Origin of the sequence: Pseudomonas japonica, from assembly GCF_013522925.1 — a bacterium.
In the GTDB taxonomy this organism is placed as follows: Bacteria; Pseudomonadota; Gammaproteobacteria; order Pseudomonadales; family Pseudomonadaceae; genus Aquipseudomonas; species Aquipseudomonas japonica_A.
In genome coordinates, this window is the sequence record NZ_JAAMQU010000003.1 from 246,547 (window position 1) to 267,947 (window position 21,401).

Consider the following 21,401-nt stretch of genomic DNA (forward strand, 5'->3'; position numbering starts at 1 on the left):
GCTTGTGCATAACAGCAGCAGATTGATAGGAAAAAAGCGGATCAGAATAAGCGCAGCGCCGAATATTCGAGCGCCTGCTAGAGTGCAGTTACCATTATCAAATGAGGGAACGAGATGCGTCGGCTGATGGCAATAATAGGGATAGCGCTGCTGGCGGGGTGCGCCGGGAAGGCGGTGGACCCGAGGGCACCGTTGGATGAAACAACCAGTAAATCAGCACAGAGCTATGCGGAGTGCCTTGCACCCAAATGGGCGGCGTTCAAGCCGGTGCGCCAGACAGATACCGAAACGGGCTACAAGCTCACGGTGGAGGCCGCTTACACCGCTGCCCCTGCATGGGCGCAGGTCGACCGCGCTGGCGAGGGCGCTCGGGTGCAGATCTTCCTGCCGCCGGAGTGGGCTGAAACCAACGGGTGGACCGACATGGCCAAGGACTGCCTCTGACCTGCAAGCGTAACGACATTCAAAACCCCGGCCCTCGGTCCAGCGGTAATATCAGCTGAGGGCCCTCGTTGCGAACGTTGCCCACGGCGCGGTCTACCGGATACCACTCAAAGGCTTCTGCGGGTAGGGCATGGTTCAAGACAATGTCCTGGGCGCGCTCTGGCGTGGTATCTATGGCTACCCATTCGCGCGCTAGCGCTGGCGATAATACGATCGGCCGGCGGTCGTGGATGTCAAGCAAGCCCCCTTTGGCGTCGGCGGTGAGTATGACAAAGCCATCGCTTTGGCCAGCCTCACCTCCATCGTGGGAAAACTGGCCGATGGCCGCCATGAACATGGATTCGCCCCCGCGTAAACGGATGAACCATGGCTGCTTGCGCTTGGGGTTCGCCGGATCGTGAACCCATTCGTACCAACCGTCGGCGCTTACCAGTGCGCGGTTGGGCCAGATGCTTTTGAAATATTTGCCGCCCGCCACGGTTTCGACACGGGCGTTGATGGGTGGGGGCATCCGTCCCACCGCCCAAAAGGGCTGCCATCCCCATTTTACAGCTGCGACGACAATGCCGTTCACTACTTCTCGTATCACCTGGACACGGCTGGTGGGCGCCACGTTGTAGCGAGCCAACGGTATATCGTCATAACCCGACAATATGGGGGCATCACTATCGAGCGTAGCCAGATACGCCGCTACCCCTTTGTACTGAGCGATCCGACCACACATCGTCGTGCGGGCCTCCCTGGTATGCAAAGCTTGAGCATACCGTACCTGCCCACTGGCGGCGGCGAGGCTACCGACCACTGGCATGCCACTAGGTTATTTCCAGGCCTTGCTGTACGCTCCGCGTGGACAAAGGACGCGACCGGGGCAGTCAAGGAGGGCGTGGGTGAAGTTGAGTAACGACGAGAATCGCGCCGGCCACCAGCGTATGGCCGAGGAGCTCGCCGAATGGGGCCGCCAGTGGCGCCTCGAGGCTGACATGGTCCGCTGCCCCTATTGCCACAGCGTTCAGATCGCCAGCCAGGCCGATCGCTCATTCCTGCACGACTCCACCTGCGCCGCCAGTGCGCTTGGAGAGCAATACCCCTGGCGTAGCCTGGCCTGGATACTTCGCTCGCTTTAAAGAGCCTAGTACAGGAGCTTGAGCCCGATCAGGCCCAGCATCACGGCCAGGCACGGCCGCAACACGTTATCGGGTACCCGCCCTGACAAATGACTGCCCAGGTAGATCCCTGGCAACGAACCGATCAGCAAATGGCCCAGCAGCGGCCAGTCCATGTTCCCCATGCCAGCATGCCCTAGCCCTGCCACCAATGTGAGCGGGACGGCATGCGCGATTTCCGTGCCTACCAGGCGGCGCGTTGCGAGAAATGGGTACAGCATGAACAGCGCAACCGTGCCCAGTGCGCCTGCGCCTATGGACGTCAGCGACACCATGGCCCCAAGTATCACGCCAGTAAGCAATGTGAAACCATTGAGCGCGCGTGGGCTGAGGCTGTAACGGTCGCCTGCGTGTCGGCTGGCAAACGCCAGCAGGCGGGAGCGGAACAGGATTGCCAAAGCCGTGAGGAATAGCACGTAAGCAAGGGATGTCTTGATGACCGCATTCAATGCCTGGGTGTCGGCATGCAGGCTGTTGAGCGCCCATAGCGTAAGCGCGGCCGCTGGCACGCTACCCAGTGCGAGCCACCCAGTGATGCCCCAGTCGATATTGCGATTACGCCCGTGAACCCAGACGCCGCTGCATTTGGTGACGGCGGCGTACAGCAAGTCGGTACCCACCGCAGTGGCGGGGTTGATGCCGAACCACAACAGGATCGGGGTCATCAGCGAACCGCCACCTACGCCGGTCATGCCTACGATGAAGCCTACGATCAGCCCCGCGATACTGAAGCCCAGAAAGCCTGAATCCATGTTGCGCACCGATTGCCTATAACCGAACTGGCGCGCAGCATAACCACAAACTATATAGCCGACTATAACGTTATCGAATTTGCTTATTCGACCTGGTTATTAGCTAATGAATGGGTGAACTCTTGGTCGCAGGGTCCGCCCAATGTGTATCGGTAGAGGAGATCACCATGAGCGACGATGACAAGAAACAGGATGAAACCCCGGCCCATTCCACCCCTGAAGAGCAGGAACGCCTCAAGGACTACAACAAGGACGGTATTCCACCCGGCAGTTCATGATATGAAGGGCTCCGCGATAAAGCTGGGCTCCATGGCCGGTGCGGCCTCACGCATCAGGTCTGCCAGCTTGCCGCGTAGCCACCGTTCGGCGGGGTCGGTATCCAAGGCTCCCCGCCAGGCCATGGAGACCTCGAACTGCGGTGCATGGAAGGGCAGGGGTTCTGCCCGTACCCCGCCATGGGCCACCATGGCTTCGGCTACGTACCCCGGCACGGTAGCGACCAGCTCACTGCCAGTGAGTAAAATCGGCAATGAGCTGAACTGAGGGACCGCTAGCTTGACCCGCCGCGTGCGCCCCAGCTTCTCCAGCTCCGTATCGATAAACCCGCACAGGTCCCCGGCATACGACACCAAAGCGTGCGGCCGTTCACAGTACTGGTCCAGTGTAAGTGGCGGGCTGCCGTCCTCAGAGCGCAGCAGCGTAGGCCGCTGATAGCGCAAAAACTTGCGTTTTGCGTTTGCGGGGAGGTCCCGGGTGTAGCTTACGCCTACTGAAATCTCACCCGAAGCCAGTAGATGCGGCATCTGCCAGTAATCTACCCGGCGGACGACCAGGGTGATATCAGGCGCCTCTTCACGCAGTTGCCGCATGCAGGCCGGCAGCAGCCCGTACTCTACGTCGTCGGATAGCCCGACACGGAACGTAGCCTGGCTGGTGCCTGGATCGAAACCTGAACTGCGACTGAGGGCGGACGACATGGCATCCAGTGCGGGCGACAATTGCACGAGGATCTCTTCTGCGCGGGCCGTGGGTTCCATGTAGCGACCGGTGCGGATAAACAGCGGGTCATCGAACAACCCGCGAAGGCGGTTGAGCGCCGCGCTGATCGCCGGCTGTCCTAGAAACAGCTTTTCAGCGGTTCGGGTTACGTTGCGCTCGTGCATGAGCGTTTCAAAGACGATCAACAGGTTGATGTCGGCGCGGCGCAGATCATTGCGATTCATGGCGGTCCCTGCGTTCCAGGCGAAGGTCCCGCGAATGATGCCAGTGCGCTGGCTGCTTCGCCAGCGCTTGTGGCAGCGAAGATGCGTTGCTTACGCAGGCTGCGCCTGGGACAACGGCTTGGCCACCTGTTCCAGTGGTTGGCGTTCGGCTGCGACGCCGAACACGGCTTGCACCAACCCGGCAAGCGCCATCAGCGCCGCGCCGATCAGATAACCGATCAGCACATTGCTGCGGTCATGGCTTTCGATCAAGGCCCCGAACAACGTAGGGCCGATAATGCCGCCCAGGCCCGTGCCAAAGGCGTAGAACACAGCGATGGCCAGGGCGCGGATCTCCAGAGGGAAAGTCTCGGCCACGGTAAGGTAAGCGGAGCTGGCGGCTGCGCTGGCAAAGAAGAAAATCACCATCCAGGCAATCGTCTGTTGCACCACGGTAAGCATTTCCTGTTGGAACAGGTATCCGGAAATCGCCAGCAGCACACCGGACAGAATATAGGTGGTACTGATCATGACCTTGCGGCCGACCACGTCGAACAGGCGCCCCAGAAGCAGCGGCCCACAGAAGTTGCCCAAGGCGAACGGCAGCACGTACCAGCCGATGTGCTCCGAAGGCACGTCATAGAAATCGGTCAATACCAGGGCGTAGGTGAAGAAGATCGCATTGTAGAAGAAGGCCTGGGCGGTGAGCAGTGTGAGCCCTACCATAGCCCGGCGGCGATGGTCCACGAACAGGCTGTGGAACACTTCCTTGAGCGGCGTGTGATCCCGGGCATGCAGGCGAAGGGGCTTGTCCGCCGGAGGGGGCAAGTCATAGCCCTGGTCGCGGAAGTGTTTCTCGATGCTCTTGACGATACGCTCGGCTTCTTCGGGCTGGTTATGGATCATCAGCCAGCGGGGGCTTTCCGGCACCCACAGGCGCATGAACATGATGATCAGCCCCAGCACCGCGCCGATACCGAAGCACAGGCGCCAGCCCAGGTCGCCGCCCACGATGGTCGGGTCCAGCAGGATCAAAGAACCCCCCGCGCCCAGCGCGGCGCCGATCCAGAAGGTGCCGTTGATGGTGAGGTCCACCCAGCCCCGATAGCGCGCCGGGGTGAATTCCTGAATGGTCGAATTGATAGCCGTGTATTCACCGCCGATCCCCGCGCCAGTCAGGAAGCGGAACAGCAGGAAACTCCACAGGTTCCAGGAGAACGCGGTTAGTGCGGTGGCGCCCACATAGAGGAACAGCGTAATGAAAAAGAGTTTGCGCCGGCCCAGGCGGTCGGTCAGCCAGCCGAAGAACAGCGCGCCCAGTACCGCTCCGGCGATGTAGACGGCGCCCGCCAGGCCGATATCGGCGTTGCTGAGGTGCAGCGCCGGGCTGCCTTTCAGTGCGCCGGACACTGACCCCGCGAGGGTGACTTCCAGCCCGTCCAGAAGCCAGGTGATACCCAGCGCGAACACCAGCAGGGTATGGAACCTGCCCCAGGGTAATCGGTCGAGCCGAGACGGCAGATCGGTTTCGTAGATGCGCTCCTCTGTGTTGCTTGCATCTGCTGGCTGACCCTGAACCGGCACTTCCCGACTTGTCATCGCTCACTCCTTTCACGGCCACAGGCGCCGCGCACTGGTTAACCCGTAGGAGTGGATCCGCTCTGGCAGAGTTCAAAAAGCTCGGATGGCACTTTTTAAAGCTGGCCCGGTCATTCTGGAGGTGCAGCGGCCATGCCTTTGGGTCGCTCAGACAAGGAGTTTTCACCGATGCGATCAAGGATGAGCGTGCTGCTCCCCATGGCCTCGTTACTGGCGTTGGCCAATCCCACTCCAGCAGCAGCCTTGCAGTTTTCAGGCTATGGGCGTATCGGCGTTGGCGATGCTACCAGCGGTGGCAAGCAATCCTGTTTCCAGCTGCCGGGTGCACCGATGAAATATCGCTTGGGCAACGAGTGCGAAACCTACTGGGAACTGGAGCTCAACCAGGAGGTGTATCGCGGTGCCGATGGCACGGTGATCAAAGTCGATGGGATGGCCAGCCTCGTGGAGCAGTACAACCATGCGCCAACGTTCAGCGGAGAGTATGGCGATATTCGCCTGCCCCAGGCCTGGGCCAGCATTCAGTCGCCGGTGGTGAACGACGCCACAATCTGGGCAGGCCGACGCTACTACAAACGCCATGACATCCATATCGGCGACTTCTACTACTGGAACCCAAGCGGCACCGGCGTGGGCATCGACAACTACAAGCTGGGCCACTATTTCCTGAGCTATGCCTTCACCCGCGAAGACACCATCGATCAGCCCGACAAGGCCAACCGCCACGATTTCAACCTCGGGGGTATCCAGACCAACGACCATGGCGACCTTGAGTTGGGCCTGAGCGTTATCCAGAAAGCCGGGCAGGTGGAAGGCGCCCACAGCGGATGGTCGTTCACCGCCGAGCACGACCAGGATGGATTTCTCGGTGGCGAAAACCGCTTCGTGATGCAGTATGGCGAGGGGCCGGGGATCGGGCTGGGCCAGACCGGCGATCTCACGGCCTCGCGGGGCACCCACACCTGGCGTGTACTGGAGTCGCCCATGTGGCAAGTCACGCCCAACTTCGGTGGCATGCTACTGGCGGTAGTACAGAAGACCAAAGCACCGGACAACGCGGGGCTCACGTGGTACTCCTTCGGCATACGGCCGTCGTATGCCTTCACTGACCACTTCAAGCTTGTGGTGGAGTTCGCGCACGATCAGATCAACCCGGACGCCGGCGCCACTCGCAAGCTGGACAAATTCACCGTGGCGCCCACCCTAAGCATGGGCAAGGCCTTCATGGCCCGCCCCGAGCTGCGCCTGTACTACACGTATGCAAAGTGGAACCGCGCCGCGCAGGCTGCCGCCGACCCTGGTACGGCGCTGTCCGACAGCGGTGCGTTCGGTTCGCAGCGGCACGGCTCCAATGTGGGCGTGCAGCTGGAAACCTGGTGGTAACGGTTCAGCCCGCGATGTCTTCGAGCGCGAGGTTGCGGGTGCGCGGGCCAAATATGCCGATGGTTGTCATCACGATCAGCATGCTGGCCACGATGAACGCCAGCACACCCGGCGTGCCCCAGTGCTCTAGAAAGAAGCCGATGATCAGGCTGCTGAATACGGTGGACAATCGGCTGAACGAATAGCAGAAGCCTACTGCCCGTGCGCGGATGGCCGTAGGGAACATTTCGCTCTGGTAGGCGTGATAGCTGAAGGTGAGCCAGGCATTGGCAAATGTCACCATGATGCCGCAGATCACCAGCCCTATCGCACTGGATTGGTAAGCGAACAGCGATCCGAAGATCACCGTACATAACGCTGAACCGACGATCCCCCATTTGTTCTCCAGCCTGCCGGCCAGGCGCATGCACAACAGCGGCCCCAGAGGGTAGGCGAGCGTGATGATGAAAGCGTAGCCAAGGCTATGGGCCGTAGCCATGCCCTGGCCGTTGAGCAAGGCGGGCAGCCAGTTGCCAAAGCCGAAGAAGCCGATGGCCTGGAAGATGTTGAACACGATCAGCATCACGGCGCGGCGCCGGTAGGGCGGCTGCCAGATATCGCGGAAGCGGCCCTGCCGGGCCATGCTCACCGTGTGGGCCTCGGCGGGAGGCAAGGGCGCGCCGAGGTCGGCCTGACATCGCGCTTCGATCGCAGCCAGCGCCTGCTCGGCTTCGGCCAGGCGGCCACGCTGGGCCAGCCACCTTGGGGATTCTGGCAAGCGCTTGCGCAGCCACCACACGAACAATGCGAAAACGGCGCTTGCCAGTACTACCCAGCGCCAGCCGGCCACGCCCCATGGCGCCTGCGGCACTAGCCACCAGGACATCAACGCTACCGTGGGCACCGAAAGAAACTGCACAAAGAACGCGAAGGCGAACGCCGGGCTGCGAAGGCGCTTGGGCATGAGTTCGCTCAGGTAGGTGTCGATAGTGACCAGCTCGATGCCCAGGCCGATCCCTACTACGAAGCGGCAGAGAATGATGCCCATCGCGGTGCTCTGAAGGCCCATCAGCACGGTTGCCAGGGTGTACCAGATCAAGGCAAAGGTAAAAATCGCGCGGCGGCCAAACCTGTCTGCGATGGGGCTTAGCACGCTCGCCCCCAGGAACAGCCCCAGAAAGGTGGACGAAGCAAAGGCCGCCTGATCCGAGACACCAAAGGCGCCTTCGTCACCCTTGTGGAAGATACCCGCATCGAACAGCCCCGGGCTGATATAGGCGGTCTGGAAAAGGTCGTACAGCTCGAAGAATCCACCAATCGACAGCAGAGCGATGAGCTTCCACAGCGTTGCGACTGAGGGCAACCGATCGATACGCGCGGAAATGGCCGCCGCGTGGGCTTCAAGGGCAGGGGAGGAGATGGCGGAAGTCATGCGCGTCAGGTCCGAGGATCAGGAGCTAACAATGCTAGCCAAGTCAACGGAATAACGTTTGCAAGTTATGTCCGAATCAATGCTTCAGTCGCAATTTTATCGCGCTTAAGGGGCGAGGCCGCCTGAATTCTGCTCGCATCTGTTAACCGCGTGCTGCAGACAAGGGCCGGGGCAAGGGGAGGGCGAAAGGTTCGCCAGGTATGTATCAATTCTGATGATTCTTAACATCGCCTCAATGAAATTCCGTATTTCGGGCATGCGCGTAGCATTGGCTACACAAACCCTTAGACACCCCTGCAAAGGAAGCCAGATCATGAAACGCCAACTAGTTTTGAGTATTGCACTGACCCTGATGGCTAGCACCAGCGCCTTCGCACGTTCGCATGCTGAACACCCGCTTGATCGTGTAAGCAGCGCGGCCCAATCGACCTATAGCCAGAGCGTTGCCCAGGATGGCGCCGAGCGTCAGCTGAACACTGTGGCTCAGGATGGCGCTGAACGTCAGTTGAACTCGGTGGCTCAAGACGGTGCCGAGCGCCAACTGAACACCGTTGCCCAGGATGGCGCAGACCGCCAGTTGAACAGCGCCAGCTGATCATCACGCTGTTCTCCGAACCAGCCCGGCCTTTGTGCCGGGCTCGGCTGTTCACAGCCTATTGCCAGTTCCCTTAGCAATCAACCAATCAGACCCCTCCAGTGGCCGCCACGCTCGGGCAGCCGGCAGTGGTATCGGCCACCCAGTGATTTGCCGTGCCTGCAATGGTCGCAGACAGTCGATCAATAAGGTGTTGGTGCGCCAATACCAGCTCATCGAGGCTGCCCGCAGAGGCTTGCTGCAGTAGCGTGGAGCACGTCAGGTTACGGCGGCTTTTGCTGGCGGTATCGGAAAGCCCCAGGCTCCACACCACATCCACGAGGGCATATTGCCCAGGCACTGTCTCGAACCGGCGCACGTCGGCGCGTAGCGACAACACAGGCAACCCCGGGGCGCGCGGCAGGCCGGCGATGTCGCGGGTGCCCAGGCGCTGCTCCAGCCGCTGAGTGAGGGCGTCGTGGAACTCATCAGCCAGGGGGGCACCCCAGCGTTCGCTTTCCAGGATCGCCAGGCTTCCCTGGCCCTGGCGCACCACTAACTGAGGTTGATCTACCTGCACCGGCATGCGCACCTGTTGCATTTCGAACTGGTATGCCGGGGCGGCCACGGGTTGCCTGTCGGGCACGGCCTGCGGCGCCAGCAGCGTGTGGTAACCCGTGGGGGCCGAAGAGCATGCGGCCAGGGCCAGGGGAGCGAACAGCGCCAAGGTGTACTTAAGCGTGGCTTTCATCGGGCTTCGGATTCCCTGGAAGTCGGTGAGGTAGTGCGGTAGGCGTCCGGCTGGCCTTCGCGTGTACGCCCTCGTATGAGGGATTCAGGGTGTCGGCCGAGATAGTCGGTCAGGGCCCGCACAGATTTCGCGGTGCGCTCGAGTTCGCCCAGCGTGTCACCGAGCTGCTGACGCTGTGGAGAATCCTCACCCAGCGTTTGCTCTGCCGCGGCGAGGGTCTTGCGGGTTTGCTCCAGCGTATCGTTGAGCTGCGGCAACATGCTGGTATTGACCTGGCGAAGGGTCTTGTTCATTTCTCCCAGGCTGCCGTTTAGGTTGCCGGCAATCTGGTCCAGCGGCAGTTTGCTGAACTTGTCCACCATGGCTTGCAGCTGTTCCTGAAGCTTGTCCAGGCTGCCAGGTACGGTCGGGATAAGCAGCGGCCGTGCCGCCGTGTCGAAGTTCACCGGCGCGGCGCGGGGAACGAAGTCCAGCGAAATGTACAGCTGGCCGGTGATGAGGTTGGCGGTGCGTGCCTGCGCCCTCAAGCCTTGCTTGACGAACGCTGCCATCAGCTGCGCCGAGCGCGCGTCGTCTTCCGCGCCCCACTGGGACAGGATCTTTTCGTGTGCCTTGCCCAGGCGAGCGGGGTAGATCACCGCGCCTACCATGGTCGGGAAGGTCCGTTTATCCATGTCGTAGTCCAGGTCCACTGAGACGACGCGCCCCAGGGTTACCCCGTGGAATTCCACCGGTGCGTTAACCGTCAAGCCCCGCATAGGCTGTTCGAAGCGCATGCGAATGTAGCGAGGTTCGCCATCTGGCGGTGCCAGGGCGGCTTCCTGGTCCGTGTACAGCTGGAACTGCGCGTGCTCGTTGGCGGGGGTGGCGTCCGGGCTCCAGCGAGGCTCCACGAAAGCGATCCCGCCGGCCAGGATCGCCGACACCGATTGTGTATTGACCTTCAAGCCGTTTGCCCCAAGGGACACGTCCACGCCGCTGGCGTTCCAGAATCGGCTATCGGAGGTCACGTACTTGTCGTTCGGCGCGTTGATGAATACCTGGATGTCCACGCCCTTGCCATCCTCGGCCAGTTCGTAGGAGATCACCTGGCCTACCTGGATTCGCCGGTAATAGACAGGCGAGCCAATGTCCAGCGAGCCAAGGTCTTCGGTGTGCAGCGTGAAACGCCGCCCCTGCTGGCCATAGGTGATCGCCGGCGGCGTTTCCTGGCCTACGAAGTCTTTGCGGGTTTCCTTGGCCGAACCGGCATCCGCGCCAATGAAGGCTCCCGACAGTAGGGTATCTACTCCGGAGATACCCTGCGCACCAATCCGCGGCCGCACTACCCAATAGCTGGAATCCGCGGCGGTGAAGCTTTCGGCCGAGGCATTCAGCGCCACGCTGGCGACCACATGGGTGCGGTCGGGCGCCAACTGGATGTCCGTCACCCGGCCGATGACCACGTTCTTGTATTTGACCTGGGTTTTGTTGGCCTCAAGGCCTTCTGCAGTCTGGAACTGCACCGTGATCTTCGGGCCAGCCGAGAGGGTGTCGTGCACCAGCATCGAAACGCCGACCAGCGCCGCGGCAATGGGCACCAGCCATACCAGCGATACGTTGAAGCGGCGGCGGCGCACCGCAGGTGTCGGCACGCCGTCAGGCCTGGTCGGGTGTGCTTGCTCTGTCATCATCTACCTCTGCATCCCAGATCAACCGGGGATCGAAACTCATGGCGGCGAGCATTGTGAGCACCACCACCAGGCCAAAAAACAGAATGCCGAGCCGCGCCTGGATGGAGCTGAGCGAGTCGAACTGGACCAACGCGGTCACCAGGGCGACCACCAACACATCGAGCATTGACCAATAGCCGATCAGCTCGATGAAACGAAACAGTTTGGAGCGCTCGCGCATGGCCCATTGGCTGCGCCGTTGAGCGGTGATCAGCAGTAACCCCAAGGCAAAGAACTTCAAGCAGGGCACGACCACGCTCGCAAAAAAGATCAGCAGCGCGATGTCCCACGAGCCACTCTCCCAGAACTCGATGACCCCGCTCATGATGGTGTTTTCGCTGGCATTGCCGAACATCTGGGTGTTCATCACCGGCAACAGGTTGGCCGGTACATAAAGGATCAGCGCCGCGATCAGGTACGCCCACGTGCGGCCCAGGCTGTGCGGCTTGCGCGAATGCAACGTGCCGTAACAGCGGGGGCAGCGCTCATCGGCCTGCGCGCAGGCACGGCCACAGACATGGCACAGCAGCAGGCCGGCTTCGCTGGCATAGGGTAGGCGGTTCATGTCAGGCGGCCGTCAAAATCGTCCCAGAGGTAGCGCACTTCACGCCCGCCCAGGGTAATCAGCAGGACCGTCAGCATGGCCAGGGCCCACAGGCCCACGCCTGCATGCACGTCGAGCATGCCGCCCAGCTTGATGATCGCCACCAGAATCCCCAGCAGGCACACCTCGAGCATGCTCCATGGGCGCAAGTGTTCCAGGGTGCGCATGCACAGCCTGAAGCCTGGCGCTACCTGATCCCTGCAGGCGAATACCAGTACCCAGCACAAGAGAGTGACCTGCAGTAGCGGGGCGAGGATGATCGTCAGGGCGGTAACTGCGGCCATGGGTGTGATACGGCCATGGTTCAGCGCCTGGACGGATTGAAAGAGTGTAGCGGCGTTGCTGAGGCCTTCGAGGCTGATGGAGATGACCGGAAAGGCGTTGGCGAAGATAAACAGAATCGCCGCCGTGATGGCCAGGGCCAACTGCTGTTGCACTGAAAGGCGCCGCGCACGCTCGAGCACCGCGCCGCAACGCAGGCAGGTAGTCGCCTCGCCGCGGCGCAGCGCTACGGGCTGATAAAGGGTGTCGCAATGCTCGCAGATGAGCCAGGCGGAGGAGCCCGCCGGGGCATTTCGAGGCTGCGCGCTAGGGGTTGATTGCATGGGGGTGCATTCTCGTCAAACTGGCCTGGCCTGTCCACATCGGGCCTTGCTTTGTGCTTGGAAAGCAGCGGCCTGGGAAATATCCGCGTGGCTAGCCGATACCTCGCTTCAGCAGATGACGTAGCCCCTCAAGCACCAGTACGCCCACTGCCGCCCAGATTGCAGCGTAGGTAGGCCATTGCTCGGCGGAAATGGTTTCGCCCAGCATCAGGGAAACCGCCACCAGCAGCACAGGCTCCACGTAGCTAAGAAGCCCGAACAGGCTGAACGGGAGCTGGCGGCTGGCCATGACGTAGCTCACCAGCGCCAGCGCGCTGATCATGCCCAGGCCCGGTATCAACGCCCATAGTGCAGGGTGTGCGGCCAGTTCGCCCGACGACAATGGGCCGGTTATCACGAAATACAGGGCCGCCGGGATCATCAACAGCATGTCGGTCCACAGGCCGCCGAGATGGTCGGTACGAAAACGCCGACGAAGGATGAAATAGACCGGGTACCCCAGTGTGACCAGCAGCGTTTCCCAGGCGAAGCTGCCATGCCTGAACAGCTCGTGGCCCACGCCGAGCGCCGCCAGGATAACGGCCAGGGTTTGCGCGCGCGACAGTGATTCGCCCCATAACAGCTTGCCGGTGAGCACCATTGCCAACGGCAGTAGAAAATAGCCCATGGACACTTCCAGGCTGCGGCCATGCAGGGGCGCCCACAGAAACAGCCACAACTGCACGCCCATGAGGCTTGCCGTGACCATGGAGCCCACGAGGCGTAGCGGTTTTTCCGTGATACGCCGTATCACGCCCGTAGCCAGCCGCCAGTCTCCGGTGGCCAACAGGAATAATGTGACGCAGGGCAGGGTGAGCAGCATCCGCCAACCGAAAATCTCTTCGCCACTCAGTGGCTGCAAAAGCGATGTGTAGTAATAAAGCAGGGCGAACAGCGACGATGCCAGTACGGATGCAGCGATGCCTCGGGACACGGGAACCTCAATCAGCAGCGGGGGCGCGGCGGGGCCGGAACGTTACCCTAGCTCGACCGCCGGCGCCAGCGGTAGCGCCAGGCCGCGTTCCTGGCAGGCCTGCACATGGCTGTTGAACAGATCAGCCGGCATCGGCCGCGCAAAGTAATACCCTTGCAGGTAGGCGACCCCATGGCTGGTCAGGTAATTGTGTTGTTCGCGGGTTTCGACACCTTCGGCCACCATGTCCAGTTCAAGCTTGCCGCACAGCTCGATGATGCTGTCCAGAATATGCCTGCCAAAGGCCTGGCTGCCGATCATGGCAACGAAGCTTTGGTCGATCTTGAGGTAGTCGACCTTGAATTGGTGAAGGTAGGAAAGGCTGCAATGGCCGGTGCCGAAGTCGTCCAGCGCAATTTTCACGCCCATGGCGCGCAAGGTACTGAACAGCTCCAGTGTCTGAGGCGTAGGCGTCACCAGTTCACGTTCGGTGATCTCCAGCACCAGCTGTACCCGGCCCGGCGCAAAGGCTGCCAGAAATTGCCGGCAATCCTCGACCAGCAGCGGATCCTCGCAATGGGCAGCGGCAATATTGATGCCCACGTGGAAGCCATCTGCAACGCCGTGCGCTATTGGCGCAAGCACTGTTGCGGTCTGGCGCATGAGGCTTCGGGTCATGGGTACGATAAGGCCGCAGGCTTCGGCATAAGGAATGAACAGATCGGGGCGCACCAGGCCTTCGCGGGGGTGACGCCAACGCATCAATACCTCCGTGCCGGTGCATTGCCCGTTCTGCGCAGCCACTACCGGCTGGAAGAAAGGCACGAATTCGCCCGCCGCGAGCGCCCTCGTCAGCTCCTGGCGCTGCGAGCCGGCTCGCCGTTGTTGCACGTAACACACGGCGCCAGCGCATCCGCCGAGTAACATCAGCAGCGCCAGCATCGGGTATTGCTGCAACATGCGGTGCCAGGGAACCGGCTCTGCGTAGCCTCCCCGGACCATGAACGGATAGCGCGCGGAGGCGGCGCGCGCCTCGCCGGAAGCGAAACGAGGCACAGGGCCCAAAGATACTTGCCCCTGGGCGGTCATCCAGGCGGAGCCGACCTGGAACAGCATCTGGTTGTCGACGTCGGAGGCAGTAAGTGCATTGGCCAGGTGCTGGCCGTCTACCGTGGCCAGTGCCGCGCCGGTTTGGGCAGCTTGACGGTAAACCAGCAGCGCGCGGCCGGGAGTGACAGTGTTTGCCTCGAAAAGGCGCAACCGCCCGGCGGCGAAGCCATCAAGGGAAAAGCTCTCGCTGAACGAGCCGTACAACGAGCTGCAGTACAGCCGGTTCTCGGCTACAAGGTTGGTGGATCGAACGTAGGGGTTGCCTGTGACCTGCTCTCGCAGCGCCAGGGTAACATCGGCGCAGGGTTTTCCTGCCAGGGGGGCCAAGGCCCGGGCAGCACCGGCAGCGTTATCCAGGATTGCTTCGAGGCGTTTGAGAGCAAGCGAAACGTCACGTGACGATTGTACCGCCAGGTTGCGTTCCGCCTGCCAGGCCAACAAGGGAAGGCCGAGGACCAGCGGCAGTAAGGTAACCATCACCACCCATGGCCATCGGCGAGCCCTCTGGGGGTTGGCGGGTAAGGACATGGCAACGCTCCTGGGGTCAGAGTGGGCCGGGGAGGCAGCCCTTCAAGCCTGAACCCGGCGCCGCTATTGCCAGGGTCGAGGTTCGATGGCTGGCAGCAGCATAGCCCTGTCCCGAGGTTGGATCACTTTTTCTGTTCGTCCTTTTGTTGCATCTGTACGGAAGCCGGGCTGCTGTCAGTATTTTGCTGTGTCGTGTTTTTTTCACTGCTGTCGAAACAGCCAGCCAGTAATACAAGGCTTGCAGCAAGGACAGCGGTCGATAGGGCCTTCATGAATAACACGCTCCAAGAGTAATGGGTTCGATACTGTGACCCGGCCTGCGCCGCATGGTTGCGGTGATGTGCTTGTGTACCCTCAACCAGAGACGTCACTTGCGACGCTCCGGTCGGCTGATCAACCAGTGGCAAAGCCCGCCGCTGAAAATCGAGAGCATCATCACCGGGCCGAGTATCAGTAGCAGCTTGCGCGTGATGAGGTTGAGGACATCTTCGCCAGACAGGCTGCTATGGATCGCATAGCTGAACTGCGTGGAGGGCACCAGAACACGGTAGCGAGGGTTCTGTCGAAGCTCACCGCGCAGCACCGAGCCATCGTCCCAAAGATAGGTGCCGGCAACATGCAGCGCTACGTCGGCGCTGCCGCTGATCAGTTCAAGCTGTTCGGTTATCACCCGATTATCAATCCTCACGGTCAGCGAATACTGGGCATTGCCCTTGATCAGAAGTAACGAGCCGAAGCCTTCGGACATCGCGTCCGGCCGCTGCAATTCAAGGGTCTGGTAGTCGAAGGGACCGGCCACGGCCACAGGCGCGCGGGCCGATCCCAAGCTTCCGGAAACCGTGTTGCAATAGGGCACATTCTTGTGTGCATAGGAGGCTGACCGTACCCATGGTGCTTGCGCTACCGCCCGGCGCATTGCGCTCAAAACGGTCTGGCAACGTTTGCCGGCCATAGGCGATAAGACGTCGGCGGTGTCAGAGGCGGCGCTTAATATCTTGTCCATGTGCTCGACAGCGGCCTGGCCGATACGCACATTTTCCTCATTAAGCGCGTGATCCGAGAGCTTGAGCGTCAACCCGACGCCGGCGACGAGGGGGATGGCCGCGGCGCCTATCGAAAGAAGTGCCGCGCCGAGGGCCGAGCGTTGTTTGTCTGTCCGTGACATAAATGATCCTGTTGGTATGAGCCCGGCGGCAGGTTAGCCGCAGCATTGGCCCAGGCCACGGACCGCTGGGGGATTGGTTGGGTAGGGGGCGCACCGTTACGGTGTAGGAAAGAGGGCAAAGACGCTTTTGATAGGATCCTATCCGTTGCGGTCAGTACGGGGATGATCAAGAATGACCGGGTTTATCGCGCGCAGAGCCGGTCATGCCCTACACAGAACAGCTGTCGTTTCCATATTCACAGGGGGTCATGAGTGATCGCATTCGGCATTATCCGTGGCAGGGTAGTGAGCCGGGCCCGTGGCAACACTGGCCTGAAGTCGTTCGGTGCAGCCTGATCAACCTCCTGGGTTGCCGGTTCCCCCAATGCCTCATCTGGGGTGCGGAGCAGCACATTTTCCATAACGATGCGTTCGCAGACCTGCTGGGGCACGGAGCCCCCGTAGTCGAACGCACGCTTGAGCGGCTCTGGCCGCACGCCGGGGCACGATTGGCCCCCGCAGTGCAACGGGCATTCGCCGGGGAAGCTTGCCACGGGCTCAATCATTGCCTGCCCGTCGAGCGTAACGGGCGTCGGGAACCCGCGTGGTACACCTTTTGTTTCAGCCCCCTGCGCGATGGGCACGGTGTCGTGCTCGGGGTATTGGCGACCATCATCGAAACCACGGCAACGGTACAGGCCGAGGGGGAGCTTAAAAGCCTGGCCCATCGCTTCGAGCGAGAGGTTGCAGAGCGCACCGCCGACCGCAATCGCCTTTGGCAATTGTCCACGGACATCATGCTGGTGACGCGAAGCGACCTTACGATCACGGCCGCCAACCCTGCATGGCAAACAGTACTGGGCCGGCCGGAGCTGGAGCTGCTCGGCATGAATGTGCTTGAGCTGCTTCATCCCGAAGACGTTGCGGTTTGTGAACAGGCCGCACGCGACCTGGCTGCCGGCCATCCTTTGCGGGATATGGATTGCCGCTTGCGGCACAAGCGTGGCGGCTATCGCTGGATCAACTGGGCGGCTGTGCCGGGCGGCGGATTTTTCAATGCCGTGGGGCGCGACGTCACGGTGGAGCGCGAGCGTGCCGCCGCGTTGGAGCAGACCGAGACGCTACTGCGGCACAGCCAGAAGATGGAAGCGGTCGGCCAGCTGACAGGTGGGCTGGCTCATGACTTCAATAACCTGCTTACCGCCATTTCCGGCAGCCTTGAGCTTATGGACCGGCGTATCGAGCAGGGGCGTGTGGATCAGCTCGGGCGCTATATCGCCGCAGCCCGGGGCGCTGCGGACCGGGCGGCCACGCTGACCCACCGGTTGCTGGCGTTTGCCCGCAGGCAAACACTGGATGCCCGCCCCGTCGCCGTGCCTGCGTTGATAGAAGGTTTGGAAGCCCTTATCCGGCAAACATTGGGGCCTCACATCCACTGCGAGCAAGCATTCGGCCATGAGCCTTGGTGTGTACTGGCCGACCCTAACCAATTGGAAAGCGCGCTGCTCAACCTGTGCATCAATGCCCGCGACGCCATGCCGGAGGGTGGAACACTCACGCTCGCGTGTACTGCGCATGCACAGGTGAGCACGTCGGCGGGTGTGGAAGCATTGGCTCCCGGAGATTACGTGGCCATCAGCGTCACAGACACCGGCCACGGCATGACGGCAGACGTACTTTCGAAGGTGTTCGATCCGTTTTTCACCACCAAACCCCTGGGGCAGGGTACCGGCCTGGGGTTGTCGATGGTGTATGGCTTTGCCCGTCAGTCAGGGGGTACCGTGAGTATCGCTTCCAATCCTGGCAAGGGTACCCGGGTGAGTATCTATCTACCTCGCTACAGCGAAGCACTGGCACCCGCACCTGAGGAACCTTCGGTAGCGATGGCGCAGCCGACTGCGAAAGGCGAATGTATCCTGCTCATTGATGACGAAGCGGCCATTCGTGATCTGGTAAGCGAAACGCTGGAGGGGTTGGGGTATCACGTAGTGTGCGCCGAAGACGGTGCCGGTGGCCTTGCCGCATTGGGCCGCACGCCGCAGGTGGCCTTGATGATCACCGACATTGGCCTGCCTGGCGGGCTGAATGGGCGTCAGGTCGCCGAAGCGGCCCGCGCCATAAAACCTCACCTTCCGGTGCTTTTCATTACGGGGTACGCAGAACAGTCCGCCCTGGGGCCCGCGCTGCTCCGGTCGGGCATGGAGATCATCACCAAGCCCTTTGTGCTTAACGATTTTGCCCGGCGGGTTGCGCAGATGCTCCGTCAACCCGCTGCGGAATAACCCTTGCCTTTGTCTGGCGCAGCGGCGGTTTCCTTGCCGGGCTGTTCATCGTTGTCCGCAGGTTCGGGCGTTCCGCCGCGGCGGGTCTTGCGCTCCAGCACCAGATACACCAGGCAGGCGATTGCCAGCGGTACCAGAAAATACAACGCCCGGTAGGCAATCAGCGCAGCCAGAAGCGCACCCTTTGAATACTGCCCCTGCAGCAGGGAAATGAAGATGGTTTCCAGTACTCCCAGCCCGGCGGGTATGTGGGTAATCACTCCGGCAATGCTGCTGATCAGCAGGATGGCCAGCACGGTGAGGTAGTCAACCTTTTCTGGCAGCAGGGTAAAAATCAGCGCCCCCATCAACGACCAGTTCAGTGCACCGGTAGCGGCCTGGAGCGCTGCGAAGCGGAAGGACGGCAGCGTGACCTCCTGCTTGCGTATCGTCCACGTGCGCCGTTTGGCGAACCGGCAAGCCAGCAGGTAAGCAACGCCAGCCGCGACCATTGCAACGCCGATCAGGCGCAGCCCGGTAGACCCTATTTTCACGCTGTCCGGAAGCGCCGGCAGCCCCATTGCGAAGACCACACCGCCCAGTAGCAGGTAGCCAAGCCAATTAATGATCAGGCCCAGGCTAAGTATCTTCGTAATGGTCGCGACGCTCAGGCCCAGCTTGCCGTATAGCCTGTAGCGCAGGGCAATGCCTCCGACCCAGGAGCTGAGGTTGAGGTTGAAGGCGTAGCACACGAAGGCCAGGGGCAATACCTTGGTCGTGGGCAAGCGGTGGCCGGTATAACGTCGGGAAAGCAGGTCGTAGCTGCTGAATACCATGTAGCTCACCAAGGCCAATGCGCCACCGAGCAACAGCGTGCTCAGCTTGTAAGACTTGAGCGCATGCACGACTTCCTGCCAATCAAGATTACGTACAAGCATGAACAACAGCACAGGCACCAGGATGAAGCAGCTCCAGGTCATCAGGCGCTTGGTCCATAACCATACCTTGGAGCGACGTTTAGGCTGGCCATCCCGTACCTCAGGAGTGGCTGCGGGATCTACGGAGGGGTTCATGCGCTTTTCTCCGCGTTCAGTGGGGTATCGCCCGGCGCCGTTTCATTTACGGTTGTCCAGGGTTTGAGCCGGGGGGAGTGTGCAGGCAGCAGGCCGATCCAGGCAGGGAAATGGCGCAGGAAGTGAAAACTGAGGAAGATCAAAGGCGCGCGCCACCAGTAACCGCGCAGCACCCGTTGCAAGGTAATGCTCTTGGATTCTTCTTTGGCGAGCTGCGCCAGGTGGGTGTAAAGGCGCTCGTTGAATGCGGTGTCATCAATCACCAGGTTGGCTTCCAGGTTGAGTGACAGGCTGAGCGGGTCGAGATTGCTGGAGCCGACCGTTGACCAGTGGTGGTCGACCAAGGCCACCTTGCCATGCAGTGGGCGAGTGGTGTACTCGCGAATCACCACCCCATCGCGCAGGAGGTAGTTGTACAGCAGCCTTGAGCACAGCCGTACCAGCGGCATATCAGGCATGCCCTGAAGAATAAGCGTCACTTCTACCCCGCGACGGGCCGCATTGCGCAGCTCGCGAAGCACACGGTAGCCCGGGAAGAAATATGCATTGGCGATGACGATTCGCTCACGGGCGGCTTTGATGGCGTTGAGGTAGTGGGTTTCGATATCGTCGGTGTGGTTGTTGTTGTCGCGGATGCTCAGCAGCATTTTTGCGTGAGCACTGTCGGGTTCCAACGGCACCCGTTCGGTCAACCAAGGCTTGTGGCGCCGGGTGATACGGCTGGTTTCGTCCATCAGGGCCAGCGAGGCCTTGTGCAGGTCGGCAACAATTGGCCCACGTACTTGCACGGCGTAGTCCTGCTTGGCCATGGGGCCGAAGTCGCCCAGGTGATCCGCGCAGAAATTGATACCGCCAACGAAACCGATCTCTCCATCGACGACCACAATCTTGCGGTGAAGCCGACGGAACAGGTTGGTTCGCATGCCCAGCATGGGCTTGCTCGGGTCAAACGCCAGCACCCGCACGCCGGCTTCCGAAAGGGCGCTCAGGGTAGAAGGCGACAGGTCCGCGCTGCCATAGCCGTCCACCAGCACCTCGATTCGCACTCCACGGGCGGCTGCCTCGGTGAGCACCTGTTGCAGCTCCAGCCCCACCTTGTCGTCACGCAGGATGAAGGTTTCGATCAACACTTCCTCTCGGGCTTGGGCGATGGCCTGGAATACGCTTGGATAGAATTCTTCCCCGTTGATCAGCAGCTGTATCTGGTTGTTGCTCCGCCATTGCTCGGTCACAGGCGTACCTCCACAGCCAGGGGCACATGGTCAGACAAATGCGACCAGGGTTTGCGAGACAATGCCAGCGGCGCATGCGCTGTGGCGTTACGCAGGTAAATGCGGTCCAGGCGCAATAACGGCAGCCGCGCCGGGAAACTGCGCGCCGGCGAGCCATGGGCCTCAGCAAAGGCCTCACGCAAGCCGCAGCCAGCCAACAGCTTGCTGGCCTGTTGACGCCAGTCATTGAAATCACCAGCGACGATCACGGGCTCGTTTTCCGGCAGGCCCTCGAGTAATCGACACAGCAAGCGGAGCTGTTCCTGACGCTGTTGCTCGCGCAGGCCCAGGTGAACGCAAATGGTGTGCACCGGCGGTTGCCCCGGCACGGCCAGTACAGAATGAAGCAGCCCGCGCTCTTCCTGGCCGGCGACGCTCACGTCGTGGTTCTGGTAATGGAGGATGGGGAATTTGGACAGGAGCGCATTGCCATGGTCGCCGTCCGGGTACACCGCATTACGCCCATAGGCGAACACAGGCCACATGCTGTCGGCCAGGAATTCGTATTGCGGTACATCGCTCCAGTTATCGTAGCGCTCGCCATGCCGCCGGTGCACGCCCAGTACCTCCTGGAGAAACACCACGTCGGCAGAGGTCGCGCGCACCGCTTCGCGCAGCTCGGGCAGTACGAAGCGGCGATTCAGTGGGCTGAAACCCTTGTGCATGTTCACGGTAAGGATGTGCAGCGCATGCACCGGCGGGGCTTCCTGTGGAAGCACGTCCGCAGCCGTGACCTGCTCATCCAGCGGCCGGAAATCCTGTGTCGCCATCGGCCAAGCTCCCCAAATCCTGGTTGAAAAGTCCTCATAGTCGGACTTTCAGGGGGATGGATGGTTCAGCGCGGGGCGGGAGGTAGGGCGCG

21 protein-coding genes are annotated in these 21,401 nt (G+C 61.4%); 5 read left to right on the top strand and 16 right to left on the bottom strand.

The window, feature by feature from the left end; genetic code table 11:
• The first annotated feature begins 114 nt into the window (after positions 1-114).
• Positions 115-444: a hypothetical protein gene (locus G7016_RS06290; RefSeq protein WP_181111984.1), complete on the top strand. Its 330-nt coding sequence runs from the start codon at positions 115-117 to the stop codon at positions 442-444.
• A gap of 19 nt (positions 445-463) precedes the next feature.
• Here G7016_RS06290 and G7016_RS06295 read toward each other — a convergent pair whose 3' ends face one another.
• Positions 464-1,252, bottom strand: coding sequence for an SOS response-associated peptidase family protein (locus G7016_RS06295; protein WP_308812139.1), 789 nt, complete (start codon positions 1,250-1,252; stop codon positions 464-466).
• A gap of 79 nt (positions 1,253-1,331) precedes the next feature.
• Here G7016_RS06295 and G7016_RS06300 point away from each other — a divergent pair, with 79 nt between their 5' ends.
• Entirely contained in the window at positions 1,332-1,568 is a 237-nt protein-coding gene (locus tag G7016_RS06300) for a hypothetical protein (RefSeq protein ID WP_181111986.1), read from the top strand.
• Between the two features lie 5 nt (positions 1,569-1,573).
• Here the strand turns inward: G7016_RS06300 and G7016_RS06305 are convergent, their stop codons facing one another.
• The 3 genes from G7016_RS06305 to G7016_RS06315 form a co-directional block, all read right to left on the bottom strand.
• A complete protein-coding gene (locus G7016_RS06305) occupies positions 1,574-2,359 on the bottom strand; it encodes a sulfite exporter TauE/SafE family protein (protein ID WP_181111987.1) in 786 nt (261 codons plus the stop codon).
• A 272-nt stretch (positions 2,360-2,631) separates the two neighbouring features.
• Positions 2,632-3,582 (bottom strand): LysR substrate-binding domain-containing protein, encoded by a 951-nt coding sequence (locus G7016_RS06310; RefSeq protein ID WP_181111988.1) that lies wholly within the window; start codon positions 3,580-3,582, stop codon positions 2,632-2,634.
• Between the two features lie 90 nt (positions 3,583-3,672).
• The gene (locus G7016_RS06315) at positions 3,673-5,160 is read right to left on the bottom strand and encodes an MFS transporter (RefSeq protein ID WP_181111989.1); all 1,488 of its coding nucleotides are present in this window, start codon (positions 5,158-5,160) and stop codon (positions 3,673-3,675) included.
• Between the two features lie 168 nt (positions 5,161-5,328).
• On the opposite strand from G7016_RS06315, the gene G7016_RS06320 reads away from it, so the two are divergent.
• Positions 5,329-6,543, top strand: a complete 1,215-nt coding sequence (locus G7016_RS06320; RefSeq protein WP_181111990.1) for a maltoporin — start codon at positions 5,329-5,331, stop codon at positions 6,541-6,543.
• A 4-nt stretch (positions 6,544-6,547) separates the two neighbouring features.
• Here the strand turns inward: G7016_RS06320 and G7016_RS06325 are convergent, their stop codons facing one another.
• On the bottom strand, positions 6,548-7,954 hold the full coding sequence (locus G7016_RS06325) for an MFS transporter (protein WP_181111991.1): 1,407 nt from the start codon (positions 7,952-7,954) through the stop codon (positions 6,548-6,550).
• 313 nt (positions 7,955-8,267) lie between these two features.
• Between G7016_RS06325 and G7016_RS06330 the strand changes: the two genes are divergently transcribed.
• Positions 8,268-8,549 (top strand): hypothetical protein, encoded by a 282-nt coding sequence (locus G7016_RS06330; protein WP_181111992.1) that lies wholly within the window; start codon positions 8,268-8,270, stop codon positions 8,547-8,549.
• 88 nt (positions 8,550-8,637) lie between these two features.
• Here the strand turns inward: G7016_RS06330 and G7016_RS06335 are convergent, their stop codons facing one another.
• The 8 genes from G7016_RS06335 to G7016_RS06370 form a co-directional block, all read right to left on the bottom strand.
• Positions 8,638-9,279 carry a PqiC family protein gene (locus tag G7016_RS06335; RefSeq protein ID WP_181111993.1) on the bottom strand — a complete coding sequence of 214 codons (642 nt, stop codon included), beginning with the start codon at positions 9,277-9,279 and terminating at the stop codon, positions 8,638-8,640.
• Positions 9,276-10,949 (bottom strand): PqiB family protein, encoded by a 1,674-nt coding sequence (locus tag G7016_RS06340; protein ID WP_181112201.1) that lies wholly within the window; start codon positions 10,947-10,949, stop codon positions 9,276-9,278. Before G7016_RS06340 ends, G7016_RS06335 begins: the two co-directional genes overlap by 4 nt.
• On the bottom strand, positions 10,918-11,556 hold the full coding sequence (locus G7016_RS06345; RefSeq protein ID WP_181111994.1) for a paraquat-inducible protein A: 639 nt from the start codon (positions 11,554-11,556) through the stop codon (positions 10,918-10,920). The genes G7016_RS06340 and G7016_RS06345 overlap by 32 nt, the downstream gene beginning before the upstream one ends.
• On the bottom strand, positions 11,553-12,200 hold the full coding sequence (locus G7016_RS06350; protein WP_181111995.1) for a paraquat-inducible protein A: 648 nt from the start codon (positions 12,198-12,200) through the stop codon (positions 11,553-11,555). Before G7016_RS06350 ends, G7016_RS06345 begins: the two co-directional genes overlap by 4 nt.
• A gap of 91 nt (positions 12,201-12,291) precedes the next feature.
• Positions 12,292-13,173: an EamA family transporter RarD gene (rarD, locus tag G7016_RS06355; protein ID WP_181111996.1), complete on the bottom strand. Its 882-nt coding sequence runs from the start codon at positions 13,171-13,173 to the stop codon at positions 12,292-12,294.
• Positions 13,174-13,215: 42 nt separating this feature from the next.
• The gene (locus tag G7016_RS06360) at positions 13,216-14,790 is read right to left on the bottom strand and encodes an EAL domain-containing protein (RefSeq protein ID WP_181111997.1); all 1,575 of its coding nucleotides are present in this window, start codon (positions 14,788-14,790) and stop codon (positions 13,216-13,218) included.
• Between the two features lie 122 nt (positions 14,791-14,912).
• Entirely contained in the window at positions 14,913-15,161 is a 249-nt protein-coding gene (locus G7016_RS06365; protein ID WP_181111998.1) for a hypothetical protein, read from the bottom strand.
• Positions 15,158-15,955, bottom strand: a complete 798-nt coding sequence (locus tag G7016_RS06370) for a CSS-motif domain-containing protein (RefSeq protein ID WP_181111999.1) — start codon at positions 15,953-15,955, stop codon at positions 15,158-15,160. The genes G7016_RS06365 and G7016_RS06370 overlap by 4 nt, the downstream gene beginning before the upstream one ends.
• A 248-nt stretch (positions 15,956-16,203) precedes the next feature.
• Between G7016_RS06370 and G7016_RS06375 the strand changes: the two genes are divergently transcribed.
• A complete protein-coding gene (locus tag G7016_RS06375; protein WP_181112000.1) occupies positions 16,204-18,216 on the top strand; it encodes a hybrid sensor histidine kinase/response regulator in 2,013 nt (670 codons plus the stop codon).
• Here the strand turns inward: G7016_RS06375 and G7016_RS06380 are convergent.
• The 3 genes from G7016_RS06380 to G7016_RS06390 all read right to left on the bottom strand — a co-directional run bounded on the left by G7016_RS06380 (position 18,198) and on the right by G7016_RS06390 (position 21,309).
• Positions 18,198-19,175, bottom strand: coding sequence for a lysylphosphatidylglycerol synthase domain-containing protein (locus G7016_RS06380; RefSeq protein WP_258195101.1), 978 nt, complete (start codon positions 19,173-19,175; stop codon positions 18,198-18,200). The two genes, G7016_RS06375 and G7016_RS06380, sit on opposite strands and share 19 nt — an antisense overlap.
• An 89-nt stretch (positions 19,176-19,264) precedes the next feature.
• Entirely contained in the window at positions 19,265-20,500 is a 1,236-nt protein-coding gene (gene clsB, locus G7016_RS06385; protein WP_181112002.1) for a cardiolipin synthase ClsB, read from the bottom strand.
• Positions 20,497-21,309, bottom strand: coding sequence for an endonuclease/exonuclease/phosphatase family protein (locus tag G7016_RS06390; protein WP_181112003.1), 813 nt, complete (start codon positions 21,307-21,309; stop codon positions 20,497-20,499). The genes clsB and G7016_RS06390 overlap by 4 nt, the downstream gene beginning before the upstream one ends.
• Positions 21,310-21,401 lie beyond the last annotated feature (92 nt).